Consider the following 21483-nt stretch of genomic DNA (forward strand, 5'->3'; position numbering starts at 1 on the left):
CTGTCTATCGAATATGAGGAAGAAGCTGTATTTCCTCAATATCAAAATAATAATTTTGGTCATATTTTGCATGAGCTGTACTTATCAATTTCCTAAAGCCCCACAACATTTACTTGATGCTTTGCATGAAGTAATTCCTCAATGCGAATTATTGGCACAGCAGTTGCCTGAAAGCCCAATTTCGTTATGGTTGATTCCACCTGTTTTTCCAACAGATCGTTTGGATGATGAGGTAATTCGCCGTATTTGGAATGATACACCGTATTGGATTTTTTGCTGGGCTTCAGGTTTAGCAATGGCACAATGGTTGATTGCAGAGCCACAGCATGTAAAAGATAAAGTGGTACTGGATTTTGGTGCTGGGTCAGGCGTTGTCGCAATTGCAGCCAAAATGGCAGGTGCAAAACGTGTCATCTGTTGTGATATCGACCCGATAAGTTTGGATGCTTGTCGTGAAAATGCCTTACTCAATGATGTTGAGCTTGAGTATCTAGATGATTTATATAAAGCCGAACAGGTTGATGTCTTATTGGCTGCAGATGTTTTATATGATCAATCTAACCGTTTTTTCTTGGATGAGTTTTTAAAATTTGCACCAGAAGTATGGGTGGCAGATAGCCGAGTGAAAAACTTTAGTCATCCAAATTACCAAAAATTGGATGAACGAAGTGCAACCACTTGGCCTGATTTAGATGAAGCCAAAGAATTTAGAAATGTGAGTTTTTATAAGACGCTATGACAGCGTCTTATTTTATTCTGCGATACACATAGCTAAAATCAAGAACAGGTATAACGTACCACATGTAAAGTGCTTGGACGGGTATCTAAGGCTTGGCGTGTTGCATAATCTTCACTGTTATTTAGGCTTGGCGTGTTGGAAAGCCCAAAAGATGTACGGCTATGTCCAAGTTGAACACCAGCCTGACCTTTTGCTATTTGCGGATTGATAATTTCATTGGTACTTAATACAGAAATTTTATAGTTTTTGTTTGCACCCAACACTTTTTGACATGCGCGCTGTAATTTATCTACATCCAAATCACGATCTGCACGACCTGAAAGGGTATACGCCAGTGTCGCACTATCTGCTGTTTGATTTTCAATTTGATAACCGGTTACGCCATTGTATTGACGAGGGGTTGTTTGACATGCAGATAAAGCTAAAACGATTAATCCTAAACCTGCATAAGTGATTTTTTTCATCTTTTAAAGTCCTAGCTTTTTGAATTATTTTTAGTATGCCATAGCTTTGCAATTTTCACGATAAGTGAATTGCTTAAATAAAACAGCTTTTTTATGTGAATAAAAAAGCTGTTTTAAATGAATTAGATTGCAAAGTTTATTTTGAATTAATCATCCGTAATCAGGCTATGTTTTTTGGTATCTTTCATAAACACATAGGTGATTAGAGATAAACCGATCATAAAGGTAATGTAATAGAAGAAATAGTTTTCATGCCCAGCATTTTTAAAGCTTAGTGCAACTAATTCAGCCGTACCGCCAAATACAGTGTTGGCAAGTGCATAAGGTAAGGCTACACCTAAAGCACGAATATGCGGTGGAAATAATTCAGCTTTTACAACCGCATTAATGGCTGTATATCCAGTCACAATGACCATACCACTCATACATAAGAAGAAAGCCGTTTTAGGGTCCGTTGTCGAGCCTAAACCATTGAAAATAGGAACGGTAAATAGCACACCGAGTATACCAAAAGTGATCATAATTGGTTTACGGCCAATTTTGTCTGAAAGTGCACCGACTGCAGGTTGAATCAACATAAAAATAAAGATTGCGGCTGTGGTAATTTCAGTTGCGGTGGTTTTTTCAAAGCCAGAAGTGTTGACTAAGTATTTTTGTAAATAAGTCGTAAATGTATTAAAGGCTAAGGTACCGCCCGCAGTCAGCATAATGACTGTAAATGCTTGTTTAGGATACTTGGTGAATAAGGCCAAAGCACCAGATGTTTCACCGCCATTTTTAGCTTGTTGTTGTGCTTGTTTAGATGATTCTGTTTCAACCAGACCACGACGAATCCAGAACACAACAATTGCAAGTAATGCACCGATAAAGAAAGGAACACGCCATCCCCATGCATGTAAGGCATCTTCAGAAAGATTATGTTGCAGGATAATCAGTACACAGAGTGCCAGTAATTGACCTGAAATCAGGGTGACATATTGGAAACTTGAGAAAAATCCGCGGTGATTTTTACCCGCCATTTCAGTTAAATAAGTGGCACTTGAGCCATACTCACCACCAACACTTAAACCTTGTAATAAGCGTGCAAATAAAAGTAGTGCGGGAGCAAACATTCCGACTGAATCATAAGATGGCGCACAAGCAATGATTAATGAGCCAATACACATCAATGAAACAGAAAGTGTTAAACCCGCTTTACGACCTTTACGGTCAGCATAAACGCCCATGATCCATGCGCCGATCGGACGCATTAAAAAACCTAAAGCAAAAACTGCAGCAGCTTGGAGAAGTTTGACCGTTTCATTACCTTCTGGAAAGAACACAGGGGCAAAATAGAGGGTAAATGCGGCATAGACATACCAATCATACCATTCGACTAAATTACCAGCTGAACCACCAAGTATAGATTTGAAACGAGTTTTTCTATCAAGTTGCGAAGTGGCAACTTGAGGAGATGAATTGGACAAGGCAATTCTCCAAAAGAATATGCAAAATACAGCCTGTTTAACTTTCATTTTGGATGAAAATCAAAGCAGAAAAATCAAACAGAGAGAATTTCAGTCAGTAAGACGAGGGAGATACAAATAATTACAATGCTCGTTATACGCTTGAATGAAAGCAGACCTTATTAGACTTTGGTCTTAGCTGTGTTGAGGGTTTATTATTGATCTAGAATGAGAAATTCTAGAAATAAATGAATAATTTTTTTAAAACAGCTATTTAATTTGAAATATTTTATAAATTATAAGAATTTAGCTTAAAATTAAAGCATATTTGCTTGCATCTAAATGTATGAAATGTACACAATTTAATAAGCTGAGTTGGATGAATTTAAAAATTTAATCTAGTCGTACAGTAAGCAGTCATGCTATTTATAGCAGCTAAATGTTCATTTTTGAAAATAAAACAATAAGGTTTCACATCTATGGACTTGATGATTCGACAACAGCAAACATTAGCATTGGTTAAGGCTCGGGGCTACGTCAGTATTGATGAGATTGCACAGCATTTTGCAGTTACACCACAAACTGTACGGCGGGATATCAATCAATTGGCAGATGCCGGACTATTACGTCGTTATCATGGTGGCGCTGCGGTAGACTCTAGTGTCACCAATACCGCATATAGTCAACGGGTCAGCCATAATTTAGCGGCAAAACAGCGCATTGCAACAGCTGTTGCAAACGCAGTTCCAGACCATGCATCTTTGTTTATCAATATTGGTACAACAACCGAAGCTATTGCCCATGCTCTATTGCAACATCGCGGTTTAAAAGTGATTACCAATAATTTAAATGTGGCGAAAATTTTGAGTATGAATGATGATTTTGAAGTACTGATTGCCAGCGGAAAAGTACGCCCCGATGGTGGTGTGATAGGACAAGCCACCTCTGAATTTTTTAAACAGTTTAAAGTTGATTATGCCCTGATTGGTATCAGTGGGATTGATGAAGATGGAACCATGCTCGATTTCGATTTTCAAGAAGTGTCTGTCTCGCAAGAAATTATTTTAGGTGCTCGGCAGGTATTTTTAGCAGCAGATGAGAGCAAGTTTGGTCGTCATGCAATGATGCGCTTAGGCCATCTTTCTGAAATAGATCGGCTTTTTACCAATAAAGAGCCCACTGAAAATTATTTAAAACAAATTCATGCAGCAGAAGTGGCTTTAACTGTGGTTTAGGCTAATTTAAAAACCCATAGTGAAAATATGATAAACGTGAAATTGATCATTTTTTGATAGACATTGATTAAAAAACTATCTATTATTTTCTTAAATGAAAACAAACGAAAATATATTTTCAAAAATGATTGTGAATATATGCAAATGATCAAAGGTGGTGGCGTTTATGACACAAATCAATGAGCAACAAACGTATTATGATATTGCTGTAATTGGTGGTGGAATAAATGGTGTTGGTATTGCCAATGATGCTGCAGGGCGCGGTTTATCTGTGTTCTTGTGTGAAAAAGATGATCTAGCTAGTCATACCTCGTCTGCAAGCAGTAAGTTGATCCATGGTGGTCTGCGTTATTTGGAACATAAAGAATTTCGCTTAGTGCGAGAAGCGTTGGCTGAGCGAGAAGTCTTACTGGCAAAAGCACCACATATCATTCGTCCTATGCGTTTTATCATGCCACATCAACCTCATTTGCGTCCTGCTTGGCTGATTCGTACGGGGCTGTTTTTATATGACCATTTGGGCAAAAGAGAGAAGCTTGCAGGTTCACATTTGGTTGAATTTGATCCTTATACTAGCCCACTAAAAACAGAGATCACACGCGGATTTGAATACTCAGATTGTGCTGTAGATGATTCACGCTTAGTGATTTTAAATGCGATGCAAGCACGTGAAAAAAATGCCACTGTGGTTACGCAAACACGCTGTATTTCAGCACAGCGTGAAGATGGTTTATGGAGTATCCAGTTTGAAAATGAGCAGGGCATTTATCAGATACAAGCGAAGGCTTTGGTCAATGCTGCGGGGCCTTGGGTTGCACAATTTATTAAGCAAGAGCTTCAGTTAAAATCGCAATATGGAATTCGCCTCATTCAAGGCAGTCATATTATTGTGCCGAAAATATATGACGGTGATAAAGCCTTTATTATGCAAAATGATGATCAACGTATCGTGTTTGCAATTCCTTATCTCAATCAATACACCATGATTGGTACAACTGATCGTGAATATTTAGCAGATCCGAATAATGTTGAAATTAGTCAGCAAGAGATTGATTATCTGCTTGATGTATCCAATGATCATTTTAAAGTGCAACTGACTCAAGCCGATATTATTCAGACATTCTCAGGGGTGCGCCCATTGTGTGATGATGAATCTGATAATCCAGCCGCAATCACCCGTGACTATACTTTGGCTTTATCGCAAGATCATGAAAATGATGCACCCTTACTTTCTGTGTTTGGTGGCAAGTTAACCACCTATCGACGCTTGGCTGAATCTGCCCTGGAGCATTTGCAGAAGTTCTTCCCTAACACTGGGAAAGCTTGGACTGAAAAATCCTTACTGCCGGGTGCTGAAAATTTAGTTTCGGTTGATGGATTGGTTTTAGAAATTCAAAATAAAATCAAAGGGCTTGATCATGAAACTGCAAGCCGTTGGGCACATGCCTATGGAACTTATACATGGAAATTTTTAAATCATTCGACATCTGTTCATGAACTTGGTCAAGATTTTGGCCATGGTTTATATGCCCAAGAGGTCGATTATTTGGTTGACCAAGAGTGGGCGATCACCAGTCAGGATATTTTAAAGCGCCGTAGCAAGTTATATTTAAAATTTACCGAAGCTGAAATTCAAGCATTGGATGAATATTTACTTGAATTGCATGAACGCCGCTTACAGAAAGATGTTGCCTAAGCAAAAGTGGAAAATATATAGCTTTGCACAAGAGTCGTTATGACCAATCAAAGGTATATAAAACGCGTCGGGTTTCAGGTTGGTAGTACATTAAAATCCAATCTGCCCCATGTGAACAATATTCCCAGCCAGCAACAGCTGCAATAAAATAATAACGCTTGCCATCACGGTCATAAATATGAACTTCTTGATCATCGCGGTCTGCGTTGATGTAGCGTAAATCAAAATGTTCATCAATTGGATAAGTCCAGTTTCCACCGCCACATTCACCCCCTAATTGGTCAAGTAAGGTTGTTGCAGAATCATTTTGATATTCAATGCGTGATGTTGAAATGACTTTTCCAGTTTCGGCAAAGCGCTGTTTAAGCTGCAAGTAATCTTCATGCATTTCTTTATGATGGGTTTTTAGATCGGTCTCGCAATCAGGATTTTCTAAAGCAAAATATCTTTTGTTTGCTAACCATTCATATTGATTTTGTTGATTTAATTGCATAATAAACCAATTTTCATTGGCAAATGCATCAGAAAATTCTGTGGTATCACTTCCGATATAGCATTCATAAGGTTCAATCGGATTGAGCAAATGAATTTTTCCTTGCCATGCTGGATTGATTGCAGATAAATCAATTGAAATAAGTGGAAGTAAATGCTGAGCTAGAAATAGACTTGAAGGGGCGAAGACGACTTCGTGGTCAGGTAGCAGGGTTAGATAAGGTTGAGTTGTGGTAATGTTTTTAATTGCTGTCATTGCGCTTATTTTTAGATATTGAATGATTGCATTAAATCACAAAAAAGACCGAACACGTCGGTCTTTTTGCTCGGCTTAGTCAGTCAGCCATAAAGCGCCTAACTTTTCATCCCACTCACTTGGGGTGATGACCATACGACCTGCATTGGGGGTTAAAGTAATCTCACTAAAGAAAACATCGTCTTGAGATAATAAGAAATCGATTCGGCTATAACCATATTTAAAACAAAGGTCTTCTGACAGTTGAAGCATTGTATTTAATTTTTGTGGTCGTGCTAAACAGCTTGGCGTATTACTTTTTAGATCAACGGTAAAGGGTTGCAGCACCCAAGATGTGTCATACATATTTGAATAATCCACGCCTTGGCTGTCTTGTACATCGACTTCAATATATCGAGGCTGACCTTCAAAACAATGAACACGGCATGTTGTAATGGTCAGCTTATTGTCTTGATCAACTAACAAATCAATATGTTGTTCGGCCAAAATTAGAGGAACAATATCTTTGTAATGCCATTCTCGTTTTCTAAAATACATATTTTGTTTAAGGTGGTGATTGAGTTTGTGCTGCGCTTTTTTGATATCAAATTGCGCTTTATCATTACAAACAATTGCACTGCCACTGTCATGATTGCATTTTAAAACAAACTTGTTAGGAAGTTGATTAAAGTCAATTTCCTCAAAGCACTTATATACACCAATCAGTGGAACAAAATGGGAACAACAAATTTTCTCTGCAAGCATTTCGCGTACAGCAAATTTATCTGCTAATTTCGTATGTAAAGGTGCTCTTTCATAGATCATTCTGGCGGTGACTTTTTCATTGAAACTTTTAGGCTGATCAAAGTTCGGGGTATAACCCAATTTAGCAATAAATCTTTTGGTGAGATAACGTCTATCTGAGACAAATTTGGCTCTAATAACTTTTGCCGAATAAATAATATTTTCTAACATGATTAAAAAAAATCAATAAAATAAAGTAATGTTTGAATTATAGAGAAAATATGAATCTTGTACATGGAAACAGTAATCATTTGTATTTTTATTACATAATTGTAATGAATATCAAAGCAATAAAGTGAACTGTATCACACTAAGCAAAAAAAAGACCGCTATTTAGCGGTCTTTTTGTATGTCTTAATTTTTAGCGATTAAGCAGATTTTTTAACAGCCTCTAAAAGCTCATTTTGACGAGTTTTAAGTGCAGCTGGTAAGCGCTCACCAAGTTTATCAAATAACTCAGTGTGGCTCTCAATCTCTTTGATCCATTGATCTTTGTTTTGAGAAGTCACAAGATTAAATTGATCTTTAGTGAAGTCAGAACCTGTCCAGTTCAATTGCTCATAAGTTGGAACAAAACCAATCGGTGTTTCCACTGCTTCAGCACGACCTTCACAACGGTCAATGATCCACTCAAGCACACGCATGTTTTGACCAAAACCTGGCCATACAAAGTTGCCTTCAGCATCGCGACGGAACCAGTTTACGTTGTAAATGCCAGGAAGTTTATTGCCTGCAGCTTTCGCTTTCGCACCAACTTCTTCACCCATTTCTAACCAATGAGAGAAATAGTCAGCCATGTTATAGCCAGCAAATGGAAGCATTGCAAATGGGTCACGGCGTACAACACCTTGTTGACCTACTGCAGCTGCAGTTGTTTCAGAACCCATCGTTGCTGCTTTATAAACACCATCAACCCAGTCAAAAGCTTCTGAGATTAAAGGTACTGTATCTGCACGACGACCACCGAAGATGAACGCAGAAATTGGTACGCCAGCTGGATTTTCCCAGTCAGCATCAATAGAAGGGCATTGACCCGCTGCAACGGTGAAACGCGCATTTGGATGTGCTGCTTTTTCACCAGCAACATGCGGTTGGCCTTTCCAGTTGGTCAAGTTAGCAGGCGCTTCTTTGGTTAAACCTTCCCACCATACGTCGCCATCTTCTGTTACAGCAACGTTTGTATAGATGACATCTTTGTGAAGTGTCGCCATACAGTTTGGATTTGTTTTGATGTTTGTACCAGGTGCGACACCAAAGAAACCAGCTTCAGGGTTGATTGCATATAAGCGACCATCTTCACCTGGTTTGATCCAAGCAATATCGTCACCTACAGTTTCAATTTTCCAACCTTCATAACCTGCAGGTGGAATCAACATCGCAAAGTTAGTTTTACCACATGCAGATGGGAATGCTGCTGCAATATAGTGTTTCTCACCTTGTGGATTGGTTACACCAAGGATCAACATGTGTTCAGCTAACCAGCCTTGTTGACGACCCATAGATGATGCAATACGTAAAGCAAGGCATTTTTTACCCAATAATGCGTTACCGCCGTATCCTGAACCGTAAGACCAGATCTCACGCGTTTCTGGATAATGCACGATATATTTTTCTGGGTTACAAGGCCATGCAACATCTTTTTGACCTTCAGCCAGTGGAGCGCCAACAGTATGTACGCAAGGAACATAATCGCCATCAGTGCCTAGTACGTCATAAACAGCTTTACCCATACGAGCCATTTTACGCATACTTACAGCAACATAAGGAGAATCTGTAATTTCGATACCAATGTGAGCAATGTGAGAACCTAATGGACCCATAGAGAATGGAACCACGTACATGGTACGTCCTTGCATTGCGCCATCAAACAAACCGTTAAGGCGAGTACGCATCTCAGCAGGAGCTTCCCAGTTGTTTGTCGCACCAGCATCTTCTTGTTTTTCAGAGCAGATGTATGTACGACCTTCAACACGCGCTACGTCAGACGGATCAGAATTCGCTAAATAAGAACCAGGATGTTTTTCTTGGTTCAACGCTTGCATAGTGCCGTTAGCGATCATCAAGTCGATATAACGTTGATTCTCTTCTTCGCTTCCGTCACACCATTCAATTTTTGCAGGTTTAGTTAATTTAGCAATTTCTTCAACCCATGCAATGAGCTTGGGATGACGAACGAATTCTGGTGCGTTCACTTGGGTCATGGTGAGGCCTATCTAAAATATGTACAATTTTGTGTACAAATAATAATCTGAATGAAGGGATACTACATTCAAATTTAAGTATGAAAAAAAGTGGTGGTATTAAAACATATATTCATAAAAAAAATAAGACTAAAGGCTTAAAAGATACCAATGCTCGAATTTTCACTAAGTGTTTGATTTGTATTATCTAACATGGATTATTGTTTGATTTTTATTGGTATTTTTAAATAGAATGTAGGGTATTTTAATTGTAAATAATAATAGTTTACAATAAGTTGAAATTATAAGATTTACTAAATTAATTATTGATTTAATAAATGGGCATAATTCGAATTTTACATAAAGGTGCTTTTATTTGTTTAGAAAATCGACGAAATTAGTGCAAATACTTCAAAATAATCAAGCTTATGGACACAGAACTCAAGCCTCTTTCAATGATTTACAATGAAAAGTCAGGTTTTCATGCCAATCAGAAAGATGATATTTATGAAAAACTCATGACCATCTGGACCTCACATGGTTTTGAAATTCAAGTTTTTGATATTGGTTCAGAGCCTGATATAAAAACCCTGATGCAAAAAATCTTTCAACGTCATGCACAATACTCAGATTGTGGTGTCATTGTCGCTGCTGGTGGTGATGGTACGTTGAATGCAGTCGCCTCGCAAATGTTAAAGCAAAAAATTCCTATGGGAATACTACCTTTGGGTACTTTTAATTATGTGGCGCGTGTTCTACATATTCCTTTGAATATTTTAGAGGCAGCCAATGTGATTGCCACAGGGGAGCCGCGCGCCTCACATGTGGCCTGTATCAATGATCAAATTTATTTAAATAATGCCAGTTTAGGTCTATATCCTTTGTTTATTAAAAAACGCGAAGAATATAATCGTCGGTTTGGACGCTTTCCTTTAAATGCGTATACGTCTGGTTTGGATGTCCTGATTCGTGATCGTAAAGAACTCAAATTAGAGATCGAAGTAGATGGGCAAAAGTATCCTGTAAAAACACCACTGATTTTTTTTGGTAATAATCAACTGCAATTAAAAGAATTAAATTTAAAAATTTCGAAATGTGCAGAGGTGGGGGAGATTGCCGGTGTGGTGATCGCCAAAGGAGATAAAGCCACTTTATTTAAAACCTTGTTTCAAACCATTCGTGGAAAATTGGAAAACGCTTCCGATGTGTATAGTTTTGGTGCACAAAAAGTCATTGTCTATTCAAAAAAGCCTAAACTGACCGTTGCTGTCGATGGAGAAATTGTTTCAATGATGACCCCGTTAACCTTACACGTAGAAAAAAATGCTTTAAAAATTATGGTGCCGCATGTTATTGCATCTGTCTGATCTACATTTTGGTACTGAGCGTCCAGAGTGTATACGGGCGATTCAAAAGTTTTGTGCTGTGCATAAACCAGAAGTGGTTGTGGTGAGCGGTGATTTAACTCAACGTGCTAAATTTAAAGAATTCTATGCATGTAAGCAGTTTTTAGAATCACTAAACATCCCTTATTTTGTGGTGCCTGGCAACCATGATATTCCTTTGTATCATGTTTGGAATCGTGCCTTTAGACCATTTGGCTTATATCAACTGTTCTTTGGCAGTTTAGAACGCACCTTATTTACAGAGCAGTTTTATCTAATTGGCATGAACAGTATTCGTCGCCGTTATCATACACGCGGACATATTTCATTTGAGCAAATTCAAAATGTAAATCAGTTGTTGACCAATGCACCAAAAAATAAATTAAAAATAATCGTTAGTCATCAACCTTTTTATACCTCAAATGAAGGCCATCACTTAAAAGATTGTCCGGCTTTAGGGCAGTTTGCCATTAAAGAATGGGGACAACATCAACTGTATGCTTTATTGCACGGTCATTTGCATTTAGTTGCGGTCTATGACCTGAATCAAGCCTTTGCGCTAAATTTAAAACAACCAGTTTATGAGGTTCATGCGGGTACAGCAGTTTCTCGACGTTTGCATAAAAATATACCCAATAGCTTTAATGTGATTCACCAAGATGGGCGCTTTGAACATTATTTTTTTGATGAACAATTACAGGAATTTATTGCCAAAACTGCGGTAAAAAATTCTGAATTAGACATGATTTGATACAAAAGAAGAAAAAACATACAAATTAAATAAATTTTTTTTCGTTTTCCCCTTGAAGCGTTTATTTCCATCCCCACAAATGTGACATACAAATATTTTGTCGATGACCTAGGAATAAGAAGTCATCTTCGCTGAGTAATCAATGACATTTTAAAATGTCTATGGAGTTAGAAATGAGCAAGATTCGTCCTTTACATGACAACGTTGTGATCCGCCGTGTTGAAAAAGAAACTAAAACAGCAGGTGGTTTGATTTTAAGTACTTCTGCAGCTGAACAGCCTGCTCAAGGTGAAATTCTTGCTGTAGGTAATGGCAAAATCACTGATAACGGTGTACGCGCTTTAGACGTTAAAGTTGGCGATAACGTACTGTTTGGTGCTTATGCAGGTACTAAAGTTAAAGTTGATGGTGAAGAACTTCTTGTGATGAAAGAATCTGACATTTTAGCGGTATTGGAAGGTTAATCTTCTGCTGTTGAGATGGGTTTTCATCCAAATATATTGGTCAAAATTTAAAATTTATAAAGATATCTGGAGTTTAGTATGTCAGCTAAAGACGTAAAATTTGGTGATTCAGCGCGTTCAAAAATGATCGCGGGTGTAAACGTACTTGCAGATGCAGTAAAAGTAACTTTAGGCCCTAAAGGTCGTAACGTGGTTATTGATCGTTCTTTCGGTGCACCACACATCACTAAAGATGGTGTAACTGTTGCTAAAGAAATTTCTTTAAAAGACAAATTCGAAAACATGGGTGCGCAATTGGTTCGTGAAGTTTCTTCAAAAACCAATGATATCGCAGGTGATGGTACAACAACTGCAACTGTACTTGCTCAAGCGATTTTAAATGAAGGGATCAAATCAGTTACTGCGGGTATGAACCCAATGGATTTGAAACGTGGTATCGACCTTGCTGTTAGAGCTGTTGTTGAAAATATCAAAGCAACTGCTAAACCAGCTTCTGATACTAAAGCAATTGAACAAGTCGGTTCGATTTCTGCAAACTCTGATGAAACAGTTGGTAAGTTGATTGCGCAAGCAATGGAACGCGTTGGTAAAGAAGGCGTGATTACTGTTGAAGAAGGTTCAGGCTTTGAAGATGCGCTTGATGTTGTAGAAGGTATGCAGTTTGATCGTGGTTATATCAGCCCATACTTTGCAAATAAACAAGATACTTTGACTGCTGAACTTGAAAATCCATTCATTCTTCTTGTTGATAAGAAAATTGGTAATATCCGTGAATTGATTACAGTTTTAGAAGCTGTTGCAAAAACAGGTAAACCATTACTGATCATCGCTGAAGATGTTGAGGGTGAAGCACTTGCAACACTGGTTGTAAACAACATGCGCGGTATTATCAAAGTATGTGCGGTTAAAGCACCTGGTTTTGGTGATCGTCGTAAAGCAATGCTTCAAGATATCGCGATCTTGACAGGCGCTACTGTGATTTCTGAAGAAGTGGGCATGTCTTTAGAACAAGCAACGCTTCAAGATTTAGGTACTGCACATAAAATCACGATTTCTAAAGAAAATACTGTGATTGTTGATGGTGCTGGTGATGCAAATCAAATTGCTGAACGTGTAACTCAAATTCGTGCTCAAATCGAAGAATCAACATCTGAATACGATAAAGAAAAACTTCAAGAGCGCGTAGCTAAACTCGCTGGCGGTGTTGCCGTAATCAAAATTGGTGCTGCAACTGAAGTTGAAATGAAAGAGAAGAAAGACCGTGTAGACGATGCGCTTCATGCAACGCGTGCTGCGGTTGAAGAAGGTGTTGTTGCAGGTGGTGGTGTTGCGTTGGTACGTGCAGCTAAAGTACTTGACGGCCTTGTTGGTGCAAATGATGACCAAACTGTAGGTGTGAACATCCTTCGTCGTGCGATTGAAGCGCCACTTCGTCAAATCGTGTCTAACGCTGGCGATGAACCATCAGTTGTGATCAATGCAGTGAAGAGCGGTGAAGGTAACTTTGGTTACAATGCTGCAACTTCACAATATGGCGATATGTTAGAAATGGGTATCCTTGACCCTGCTAAAGTAACGCGTTCTGCTCTTGAGCACGCTGCATCTGTTGCTGGTTTGATGTTAACAACTGAATGTATGATTACTGATATCCCAGAAGACAAACCTGCTATGCCTGATATGGGCGGCATGGGTGGTATGGGCGGAATGATGTAATATCGTTTCGAACTTAGATCATAAAAAATCCTCGCTTTATGCGAGGATTTTTTATGCAAGTTGTTTCATTCTTGTCTTTTTGTGTGTTTTTTATTATGCTTTTGTACTGTTCGGTAAATATAAATACAACACGAAAACTGAGGAGAACTAAAATGAAAAGATTAATCTTCATTATTGCAATCAGCCAGATGCTAACAGGATGTTTAAGTATCATGGGGCAAAGACTCGAAACAAGAAATGATTTGATGCAGTCTTGGGTGGGGAGTACAGAAGAAAAACTGATCAGTAAATGGGGACCACCGTATAGAAGCTATGCACTCCCAAATGGTGCAAAAATTATTTCATATAATGATGGCTGGAATGCTTGTACAAAGAAATTTATGCTTGAGCAAGGCGAGGTCACCAAATGGGGATATAGCAATTGTTCTATGAGTCTTAATCAGCCTGACAAAATTGACAAGAATATTCCAATTCCAAAACCTTCTCTTTAATCAATTCTTTATAGAAATAATTTTAAGCTAAAAGTGCGTTGTTCGAGTTAAAATATCGCGGTGCTTAGACTGAATTAGCGCAGCAAAGCAAAATTAGGCTGTTATCAATTTTTATGAATTGACATTTTACCTGCGGTGGAATGTCAATATTCTTTCTAATTTTTCTTAAAAGAATACTTAGCTAAAAAGATTATTTGATCTAAAAATAATAACTTATCTAAAAAGAATAATGACCCAGGTAAAGAAAATAATTGCTTGAGCTACGAACTGTGCAGCACTTCCCATATCTTTAGCATTTTTTGACAGTGGATGGCGTTCTAAAGAAACACGATCAACCACAGCTTCTAATGCTGAATTAAACAATTCTACAATGATTGCCAATAAGCACACAGCAATCATCACGGCCTGTTCAACAGAAGAGACATCGACGAAAAAAGTAATTGGAATTAAAACGACATTAATCCAAACAATTTGACGGAAAGCAGCTTCATTTTGATATGCAGCTTTAAATCCTGCTAAAGAATAGCCTGTTGCATTGAGAATGCGTTTGAAACCCGTCGTACCCTTAAATGGAGAATAATCACTCATAAATCAAAGCAGCTAAAGTTTTTAAGTAGTGTATTATTCTAAACTTAAATTGGGATTAATTTTAAACAAAAAACACCAAGTTTAGAAAAAATTAAGCAAACATTTGAATCGTTTGCTTAATTTTTTTAATGAACTGAGTATTACTTGCTATTTGGATTGGCTTTCCAGTACGCATCCAAAGCTTTACGACCTAAACCAGGATCATCGGTAAATACACCATCTACACCAGCTTTAAAATACATCTCATATTCTTTGTTTGCGCCAGCTTCACAACGCTTGGCTGCATCTGCTTCAGCTGTGCTACATTTTAAATTGTTGGCAAGGAAATTATTTTCAGGACGGAAAGTATATGGATGGACTTTTAAGTTCACCGCATGCGCATCGGTAACGAAAGAAGAGGGTGCAGTATAGCTATCATTAAAAATATACGGTTTCCATGGACCAACACCATCGGCATATTTGGCGACGTCTTTTAAACCTTGTGCTGTGGCCATATCGCCATAAGTGGTTTTAATTCCTTGCGCGACATAATCTGCTGGGCTGATTTTCTTATCATCATAAAGCTGAATGATTTTGGCATGCTTTAAACTTTTATGCGCTGTCAATTGGTCCTTAAAATACTTTAAATTATTGACTTCAAAAGACTGTAGATAAATCGGCGCAATTTCACGGCTATATTGGTACTTTGCCAAAGTCTTCAGCAATGGGTCTTCCATGGCTAAATTTAATTTTTGAAAATATGTTGGGTGCTTGGTTTCGATGTAGAGCCCAACCACTTTACTGGTTTTTTTATAATTCTTTTCCGCCAGTTCAATAATTTGCTCAAGGGTAGGGATATTCAACTGATCATTGTATTGGGTATTGTTTGGGCGTAATGCTGGAATACGCTCGCGGGCTTTAAGTTGATTTAACTCACTTAAAGTAAAGTCTTCTGTAAACCATCCCGTTAATGATGTCCCATCGATGATTTTTGTTTTCTTGCGATCTGCAAATTGGCTGAATGTGCTGACATTGGTTGTGCCACCAATTTCATTTTCATGACGTGCAACCAATACGCCATCTTTGGTCGATACCAAATCTGGCTCAATAAAATCAGCACCATCATCAATGGCTTTTTGATAACTTTCAAGGGTATGTTCAGGGCGTAAAGCACTCGCCCCTCGGTGACCAACAATAATGATTTTAGGTTCTTTATATTCTGGTGTGACGTTTTCTGATTTTTTATCGTCATCATTACAAGCGGTTAATAGCGCCATAATACTGATCATTAACCCAGTATTTTTAATCATATTTTTCTCAAATTTTTATATGGAAATTGTGCATAGTTTATTTCATTAAATTGACACTGTGATGACATCAAGATGAAAAATTGATGAAATACTTTCGGTTGATTGATGTCTAGAATAAAAAAATTCTTCATAGTTTCTTCATATTTAAACTTATCATTCGCTTTTCTGTTATTTTTCCTTGAGTTTTTAGTTTAAGTCACAGAATATCCATATAAAGTCGATTTAATTGCTACAACAACTTTACCTCAATCCTTTGACGCAGAACCTACTCTGATGCTCTCAAAATTTTTTATTCAACGTCCTATTTTTGCCTGTGTACTTGCAATTATTGTCATGGCTTTAGGCGTATTTTCAGTCTTGAATTTACCGATAGAGCGATATCCAGATATTGCTCCGCCAAGGATTACAGTTTCTACAACCTATACAGGTGCAGATGCTGAAACTGTTGAAGAGAGTGTTACTCAGGTTTTAGAGCAGCAAATTAAAGGGATCGACAACCTGCTGTATTTTAGTTCGAGCAGTGACTCATCGGGTCGTGCCAGAATTAGTATCAGTTTTGAAAACGGAACGGATCCAGATACCGCACAAGTCCAAGTCCAAAATAGTATCAATGGTGTACTCAACCGCTTACCAGATGATGTACAGCGTCAAGGTGTAACGGTGAATAAATCACTTGGCGATACCTTTATGGTGGTGGGCTTGTATGATGAAACAGGTAAAAGTAACAATATCGAATTAGGTGACTATTTATCTGATCATATAGAACAAGAAATATCACGGATTGAAGGGATTGGTGAAGTTGATGTCTTCGGTTCTCAATACGCCATGCGAATTTGGCTGAATCCGAATTTACTGCGTCAGTATCAATTGATGCCCAGTGATATTCGTGCAGCAATAGAAGCACAGAATACACAGGTTGCTGCTGGTGGTGTCGGGGATTTACCTGTAACCGCTGACCAATATTTAAATGCAAAAGTTACCGCAGGTTCACGTTTAAGAACAGTCGACGAATTTAAAAATATTATTGTTAAATCCAATACCGATGGTAGCTATATCTATTTAAAAGATGTGGCGCGTATTGAATTGGGTGCAGAAAATTATCAGTCGTTTAATACCATTAATGGTTACCCTTCATCGGGCATGGGGATTTCTTTATCTTCAGGTGCAAACGCTTTAGCAACCTCTGCATTAATTAAAGCCGAATTGGCAAAGATTTCTGAAAAACTACCACAAGGCTATAAGATTGTTTATCCACGAGATAACACGCCGTTTGTGCAAGAATCGATTAAAGAGGTGGTCAAAACCTTATTAGAAGCCATCGTATTGGTGGTTCTGGTCATGTTTATTTTCCTACAAAGCTGGCGTGCCACGCTGGTTCCAACCATTACTGTACCGATTGTGATTTTAGGTACCTTTGCGGTACTCAATGTGCTCGGTATGAGTATTAATACATTGACTTTATTTGCCTTGGTGTTGGCAATTGGTCTGTTGGTCGATGATGCCATTGTGGTGGTGGAAAATGTCGAACGTTTGATGCATGAGCAGGGCTTAACTGCAAAACAGGCATCTATCGAGTCTATGCAGGAAATGACAGGAGCTTTGATTGGGATTACCGTGGTTTTGACCGCAGTATTTATTCCAATGGCGTTCTTTACGGGTTCGACAGGCGTGATTTATCGTCAATTTTCCATCACCTTAGTGGCGGCAATGGCTTTGTCATTGTTGGTTGCATTGATCCTAACCCCAGCACTCTGCGCCATTATTTTAAAACCCAATCCTAAACCCATGCGTTGGGCCACTTGGTTTAATCTTAAACTCGAAAATCTAAGACAAGGTTATATTCGCCTGATTCAAAAGACTTTAAATTTGAAATGGGTAATTTTGACGATTTTTGTGGCTTTGATTGCTGTATTTTCACTGATCTATCGGGCTCTACCCACCAGTTTTATCCCAAGTGAAGATCAGGGCATGTTGAGTGTACAGTTCCGTTTAGCTGATGGTGCACCGATGTCGAGTAGTCAGGTGGTTGGGGAAAATATTCGAAAATATTTCCTTGAGCATGAAAAACAAAATGTTGATATTGTCTTGATTCGTTATGGGCGTAATTTTTCGGGTACAGGACAAAATTTAGGAACAGGTTTTGTGGCGTTAAAGCATTGGGATGATCGCTCAGGTATACAAAATTCTGCGCAAGCGATTCGTGAACGTGCGACAAAGTATTTTAGTCAAGATCGCAATGCTCGGATTACAGTCAGTTTGCCTGCTTCTGTAAATGGCTTGGGGGATAGTGATAGCTTAGAATTTTGGATTCAGGATATTAACGGCCAAGGACGGAAATATTTAGATCAACAATTCACAACATTGCAGGCACAAGCCAAACAGTTCCAATCCTTTGAGAATCTGGATAAAAAATCCAATCCAGATAAATCTAAGTTAAAAGTTGATATCAATCAAAAATTGGCATTGGCAAATGGGCTGAGTCAAACTGCGATTAACAATACTTTGTCAGCAGCATGGGGTGGCTCTTATGTAAATGACTTTATTGATCGTGGGCGAATTAAACGGGTGATGATGCAGGGCGATGCAGAGTTTCGTTCTAAGCCTGAAGATCTACAAGTATGGACGGTGCGTAATGCACAAAACCAAATGGTGCCATTTAGCAATTTCGCAACAACGCGCTGGGAAGGTGGGCCAGATGTGGTGAATCGTTTCCAAGGTTATACCGCCTTGCAAATGGAAGCCAATGCAGCGGCACATACCAGTTCGGGTCAAGCCATGAAAGATATTCAGACTTTGATCAGTCAACAAGATGGAATTGATGTTGCGTGGAGTGGCTTGTCATTTGAAGAACAAAAATCAAGTAGCCAAGCAGGGTTACTGTATTTGATTTCGATCGGCTTTATTTTCCTTTGCCTCGCAGCCTTATATGAAAGCTGGTCGATTCCAACTGCTGTGATTGCGGCAATTCCTTTGGGGATTGGAGGCAATATTATTTTTAGTAAATTGGCGGGTTTTCCAAACGATATTTACTTTCAAATTGCATTGCTGACCACAATTGGTTTGTCGTGTAAAAATGCGATTTTGATTGTTGAGTTTGCGGCACTATCACAGGAAAAAGGTAAAACCGCGATTGCTGCTGCATTAGAAGGCGCAGGGTTGCGGTTACGTCCAATTCTGATGACATCTTTGGCCTTTGGTGCAGGGATTATTCCCTTGGTTGTTGCATTTGGTGCAGGTGCTGCCAGCCGTCAAGAAATAGGGGTAAGCGTATTGGGTGGGGTGATCTTCGGAACAGTTTTAGTTTTGCTGTTTATCCCATTTATGTATGTGCTGGTTCGTTCAATTTTTAAATCAAAAGCACCCTCTGAGTAAGGGTGTTGATTGATGAGCTTTGCTTGCTCAATGTTCTTTGATGAAGATTGAGCAAGCTTCAAGTCATCCAGAATTTTTGAAAATATGTTTCACAACAAAAAACATCTTTATTTTCGTGGGATTGCAGTCCAACATGTGGCAAAAGTTTGATGGAATTTGGATCATCCTATGCAATTTTCTTTGGCACTCGTTTCAGAAATAGAAAAAGCCATTCAAAACCATCAATTTGATCTCATTGAAAAACAATTTGAACAAATCAATGATGCCGATATCGCGAAAATTTTGGCAGATTTATCTTTAAATGAACAGCTGGCATTGGTGGAGTATTTGCCCAATGCTGCCTATATTCTTGAGTTTTTATCACTCGAACAACAACTTAAAATTTCTGAACATTTACCAAAACAGATACTGGTCAATATCATTTCTGAGATGCACTCGGACGATCGTACAGATTTATTTAAGTACTTGCCTTATGCATTACAGCAAGCTGTTTATGCCGATTTAAGCCTTGAAATACAACAGCAGATCCAACATTTAGCCAGATACCCAGAAGAGTCTGCTGGTGCAATCATGAGTTCAGATTATGTGACATTGTCACCTGATTTGGACATGACACAAGCCATCAAGCAGATCAGGGCAATTGCCACAGATCGTGAAACGGTCTATTTGATTTATGTGGTCAATGCACAAGGCAAGTTACTCGGGGTTGTGTCCTTACGTGAAATTATTCTTGCTGAGCCTGAGCAAACCATTGCTGAAGTCATGAGTACGGATTTGATTGTTGGGGACGTTAATGAAGACCAAGAGAGCATTGCAGAGAAGCTGCATTATTATGACTTTATTGCGCTGCCAATTGTTGATGAGCAACAAAGGCTTTTAGGTATTGTTACTTATGATGATGCGATGGATGTCGTCACTGAAGAAGCCACAGAAGACTTTTTAAAATCCAGTGCAGTCTCATCGTCTCCTAAAATGAGTATTAAGACAGCGCCGATTCATTACCTGTATAAAAAACGGGTATTTTGGTTGGTGATTTTGGTTTTTGGCAGCTTATTGTCTGGATTCGGGATTGCCCATTTTGAAGATATTATCGCAAAGAATATTGTGCTGGTATTCTTTTTGCCGCTTTTGGTCGGGAGTGGCGGGAATGCTGGCTCACAATCGGCCACCTTAATGGTACGGGCATTGGCAACGGGTGATGTACATTTAAAAGATTGGATGTATCTTATTGGGCGTGAAAGCTTGGTTGGTTTATGTTTGGGCGGAACAATGGCAATTGCAGTGTCCATTCTTGGTTACTTTAGAGGCGATGCAATGGTCGCTTTGGTGTTAGCTTTAAGTATGATGGGTATAGTATTGATGGGTTGCTTAATTGGGATGAGCCTGCCATTTATATTGAATCGTTTAAAGCTGGATCCAGCAAGTGCTTCGGCACCTTTGGTCACTTCGATTTGTGATGCAACAGGTGTCATCGTTTACTTATGTATTGCATCGATTATTTTATAAGACATGGCTGAATGGTTAGCTTTAGAAATGCTTGGCTGATCATTGTCAATCAGCAATGTCTTTTCTTAAATCTCGACAACTGGGAATATCGGTATAGCGATATACCTGATAACCTGCTTGTTCTAACATCTCGTCACGTTGTGCATCGATATGTTCTTTGCCAAGGTGACTGGGATCATCAAGTTCAATAATAGCAATCACTTCAAGCTGTTTGTCGAGTAGCACAAAGTCGGTCACTTTACGATTGAATTTGGAACGCAATTTAAATTGATTGCAATCAATTAACGCGCTAAACGCGACTTGCGCAAGTACATGATATTGAGGAAAGGCTTCATTTAAACGGAAAAACATTTTCTGTTCAAAAGGGGTGATCACACGTTTTGCATAATAATGTTTATTTCGAAATAAATGCTGACCAAAGCAGGCAAGCAATAAAGCAATGGTTGCGATACTGCCAATCAATAAAAATAAAATTTGATGTAAATCGAGAGACATAAGCGATCGGTATCGTATAGATAAGAAAAAACCCACTCAATCATGAGTGGGTTTTTAAAATCTGGCTCTCCAACCTGGGCTCGAACCAGGGACCTGCGGATTAACAGTCCGTCGCTCTACCGACTGAGCTATTGGAGAA

The 21483-nt window shown here is 38.7% G+C and carries 18 protein-coding genes and 1 tRNA gene; 10 read left to right on the forward strand and 9 right to left on the reverse strand.

Features of this window, described 5'->3' with window-relative positions; genetic code table 11:
- The first annotated feature begins 70 nt into the window (after positions 1-70).
- Positions 71-739 carry a class I SAM-dependent methyltransferase gene (locus tag AC07WY_RS11685; RefSeq protein ID WP_004819654.1) on the forward strand — a complete coding sequence of 223 codons (669 nt, stop codon included), beginning with the start codon at positions 71-73 and terminating at the stop codon, positions 737-739.
- Positions 740-777: 38 nt separating this feature from the next.
- On the opposite strand, the gene AC07WY_RS11690 is transcribed toward AC07WY_RS11685, so the two are convergent.
- Positions 778-1203, reverse strand: coding sequence for a hypothetical protein (locus AC07WY_RS11690; RefSeq protein WP_262085278.1), 426 nt, complete (start codon positions 1201-1203; stop codon positions 778-780).
- Positions 1204-1349: 146 nt separating this feature from the next.
- Positions 1350-2669, reverse strand: a complete 1320-nt coding sequence (locus AC07WY_RS11695) for an MFS transporter (protein ID WP_262085279.1) — start codon at positions 2667-2669, stop codon at positions 1350-1352.
- Positions 2670-3127: 458 nt separating this feature from the next.
- On the opposite strand from AC07WY_RS11695, the gene AC07WY_RS11700 reads away from it, so the two are divergent.
- Both AC07WY_RS11700 and glpD read left to right on the forward strand, forming a co-directional pair.
- Positions 3128-3883, forward strand: coding sequence for a DeoR/GlpR family DNA-binding transcription regulator (locus AC07WY_RS11700; protein ID WP_262085281.1), 756 nt, complete (start codon positions 3128-3130; stop codon positions 3881-3883).
- Positions 3884-4049: 166 nt separating this feature from the next.
- Complete coding sequence (gene glpD / locus AC07WY_RS11705; RefSeq protein ID WP_494736411.1) at positions 4050-5579, forward strand: glycerol-3-phosphate dehydrogenase; 1530 nt, start codon at positions 4050-4052, stop codon at positions 5577-5579.
- A gap of 37 nt (positions 5580-5616) precedes the next feature.
- Here the strand turns inward: glpD and AC07WY_RS11710 are convergent, their stop codons facing one another.
- The 3 genes from AC07WY_RS11710 to AC07WY_RS11720 form a co-directional block, all read right to left on the reverse strand.
- Positions 5617-6327, reverse strand: coding sequence for a hypothetical protein (locus AC07WY_RS11710; RefSeq protein WP_262085284.1), 711 nt, complete (start codon positions 6325-6327; stop codon positions 5617-5619).
- Positions 6328-6402: 75 nt separating this feature from the next.
- Positions 6403-7281 (reverse strand): ATP-grasp fold amidoligase family protein, encoded by an 879-nt coding sequence (locus tag AC07WY_RS11715; protein ID WP_262085285.1) that lies wholly within the window; start codon positions 7279-7281, stop codon positions 6403-6405.
- Positions 7282-7478: 197 nt separating this feature from the next.
- The gene (locus AC07WY_RS11720; protein WP_004722449.1) at positions 7479-9311 is read right to left on the reverse strand and encodes a phosphoenolpyruvate carboxykinase (GTP); all 1833 of its coding nucleotides are present in this window, start codon (positions 9309-9311) and stop codon (positions 7479-7481) included.
- A 407-nt stretch (positions 9312-9718) separates the two neighbouring features.
- Here AC07WY_RS11720 and AC07WY_RS11725 point away from each other — a divergent pair, with 407 nt between their 5' ends.
- From AC07WY_RS11725 to AC07WY_RS11745, 5 genes are all read left to right on the forward strand, one after another.
- Entirely contained in the window at positions 9719-10657 is a 939-nt protein-coding gene (locus AC07WY_RS11725) for a diacylglycerol/lipid kinase family protein (RefSeq protein WP_262085286.1), read from the forward strand.
- On the forward strand, positions 10638-11426 hold the full coding sequence (locus tag AC07WY_RS11730) for a metallophosphoesterase family protein (RefSeq protein ID WP_494736412.1): 789 nt from the start codon (positions 10638-10640) through the stop codon (positions 11424-11426). Before AC07WY_RS11725 ends, AC07WY_RS11730 begins: the two co-directional genes overlap by 20 nt.
- Before the next feature lie 173 nt (positions 11427-11599).
- Positions 11600-11890, forward strand: coding sequence for a co-chaperone GroES (locus AC07WY_RS11735; RefSeq protein WP_004722444.1), 291 nt, complete (start codon positions 11600-11602; stop codon positions 11888-11890).
- A 78-nt stretch (positions 11891-11968) separates the two neighbouring features.
- Complete coding sequence (gene groL, locus AC07WY_RS11740; RefSeq protein ID WP_004819670.1) at positions 11969-13603, forward strand: chaperonin GroEL; 1635 nt, start codon at positions 11969-11971, stop codon at positions 13601-13603.
- A gap of 152 nt (positions 13604-13755) precedes the next feature.
- Complete coding sequence (locus AC07WY_RS11745) at positions 13756-14094, forward strand: hypothetical protein (protein WP_494736413.1); 339 nt, start codon at positions 13756-13758, stop codon at positions 14092-14094.
- Between the two features lie 213 nt (positions 14095-14307).
- Here AC07WY_RS11745 and AC07WY_RS11750 read toward each other — a convergent pair whose 3' ends face one another.
- Together AC07WY_RS11750 and AC07WY_RS11755 are read right to left on the reverse strand one after the other, a co-directional pair.
- Entirely contained in the window at positions 14308-14682 is a 375-nt protein-coding gene (locus AC07WY_RS11750) for a diacylglycerol kinase (protein ID WP_262085291.1), read from the reverse strand.
- A gap of 140 nt (positions 14683-14822) precedes the next feature.
- On the reverse strand, positions 14823-15971 hold the full coding sequence (locus AC07WY_RS11755) for a glycerophosphodiester phosphodiesterase (protein ID WP_494736414.1): 1149 nt from the start codon (positions 15969-15971) through the stop codon (positions 14823-14825).
- Positions 15972-16244: 273 nt separating this feature from the next.
- On the opposite strand from AC07WY_RS11755, the gene AC07WY_RS11760 reads away from it, so the two are divergent.
- Together AC07WY_RS11760 and mgtE are read left to right on the forward strand one after the other, a co-directional pair.
- The gene (locus AC07WY_RS11760) at positions 16245-19343 is read left to right on the forward strand and encodes a multidrug efflux RND transporter permease subunit (RefSeq protein ID WP_494736415.1); all 3099 of its coding nucleotides are present in this window, start codon (positions 16245-16247) and stop codon (positions 19341-19343) included.
- Positions 19344-19511: 168 nt separating this feature from the next.
- On the forward strand, positions 19512-20849 hold the full coding sequence (gene mgtE, locus AC07WY_RS11765; RefSeq protein ID WP_494736416.1) for a magnesium transporter: 1338 nt from the start codon (positions 19512-19514) through the stop codon (positions 20847-20849).
- Positions 20850-20894: 45 nt separating this feature from the next.
- Here mgtE and AC07WY_RS11770 read toward each other — a convergent pair whose 3' ends face one another.
- The gene (locus AC07WY_RS11770; RefSeq protein WP_034617302.1) at positions 20895-21344 is read right to left on the reverse strand and encodes a DUF2726 domain-containing protein; all 450 of its coding nucleotides are present in this window, start codon (positions 21342-21344) and stop codon (positions 20895-20897) included.
- Between the two features lie 62 nt (positions 21345-21406).
- Positions 21407-21482 (reverse strand) — tRNA-Asn (locus AC07WY_RS11775).
- Between the last annotated feature and the right edge of the window lies 1 nt (position 21483).

Source organism: Acinetobacter sp. GW821-FHT01C12 (assembly GCF_059422625.1).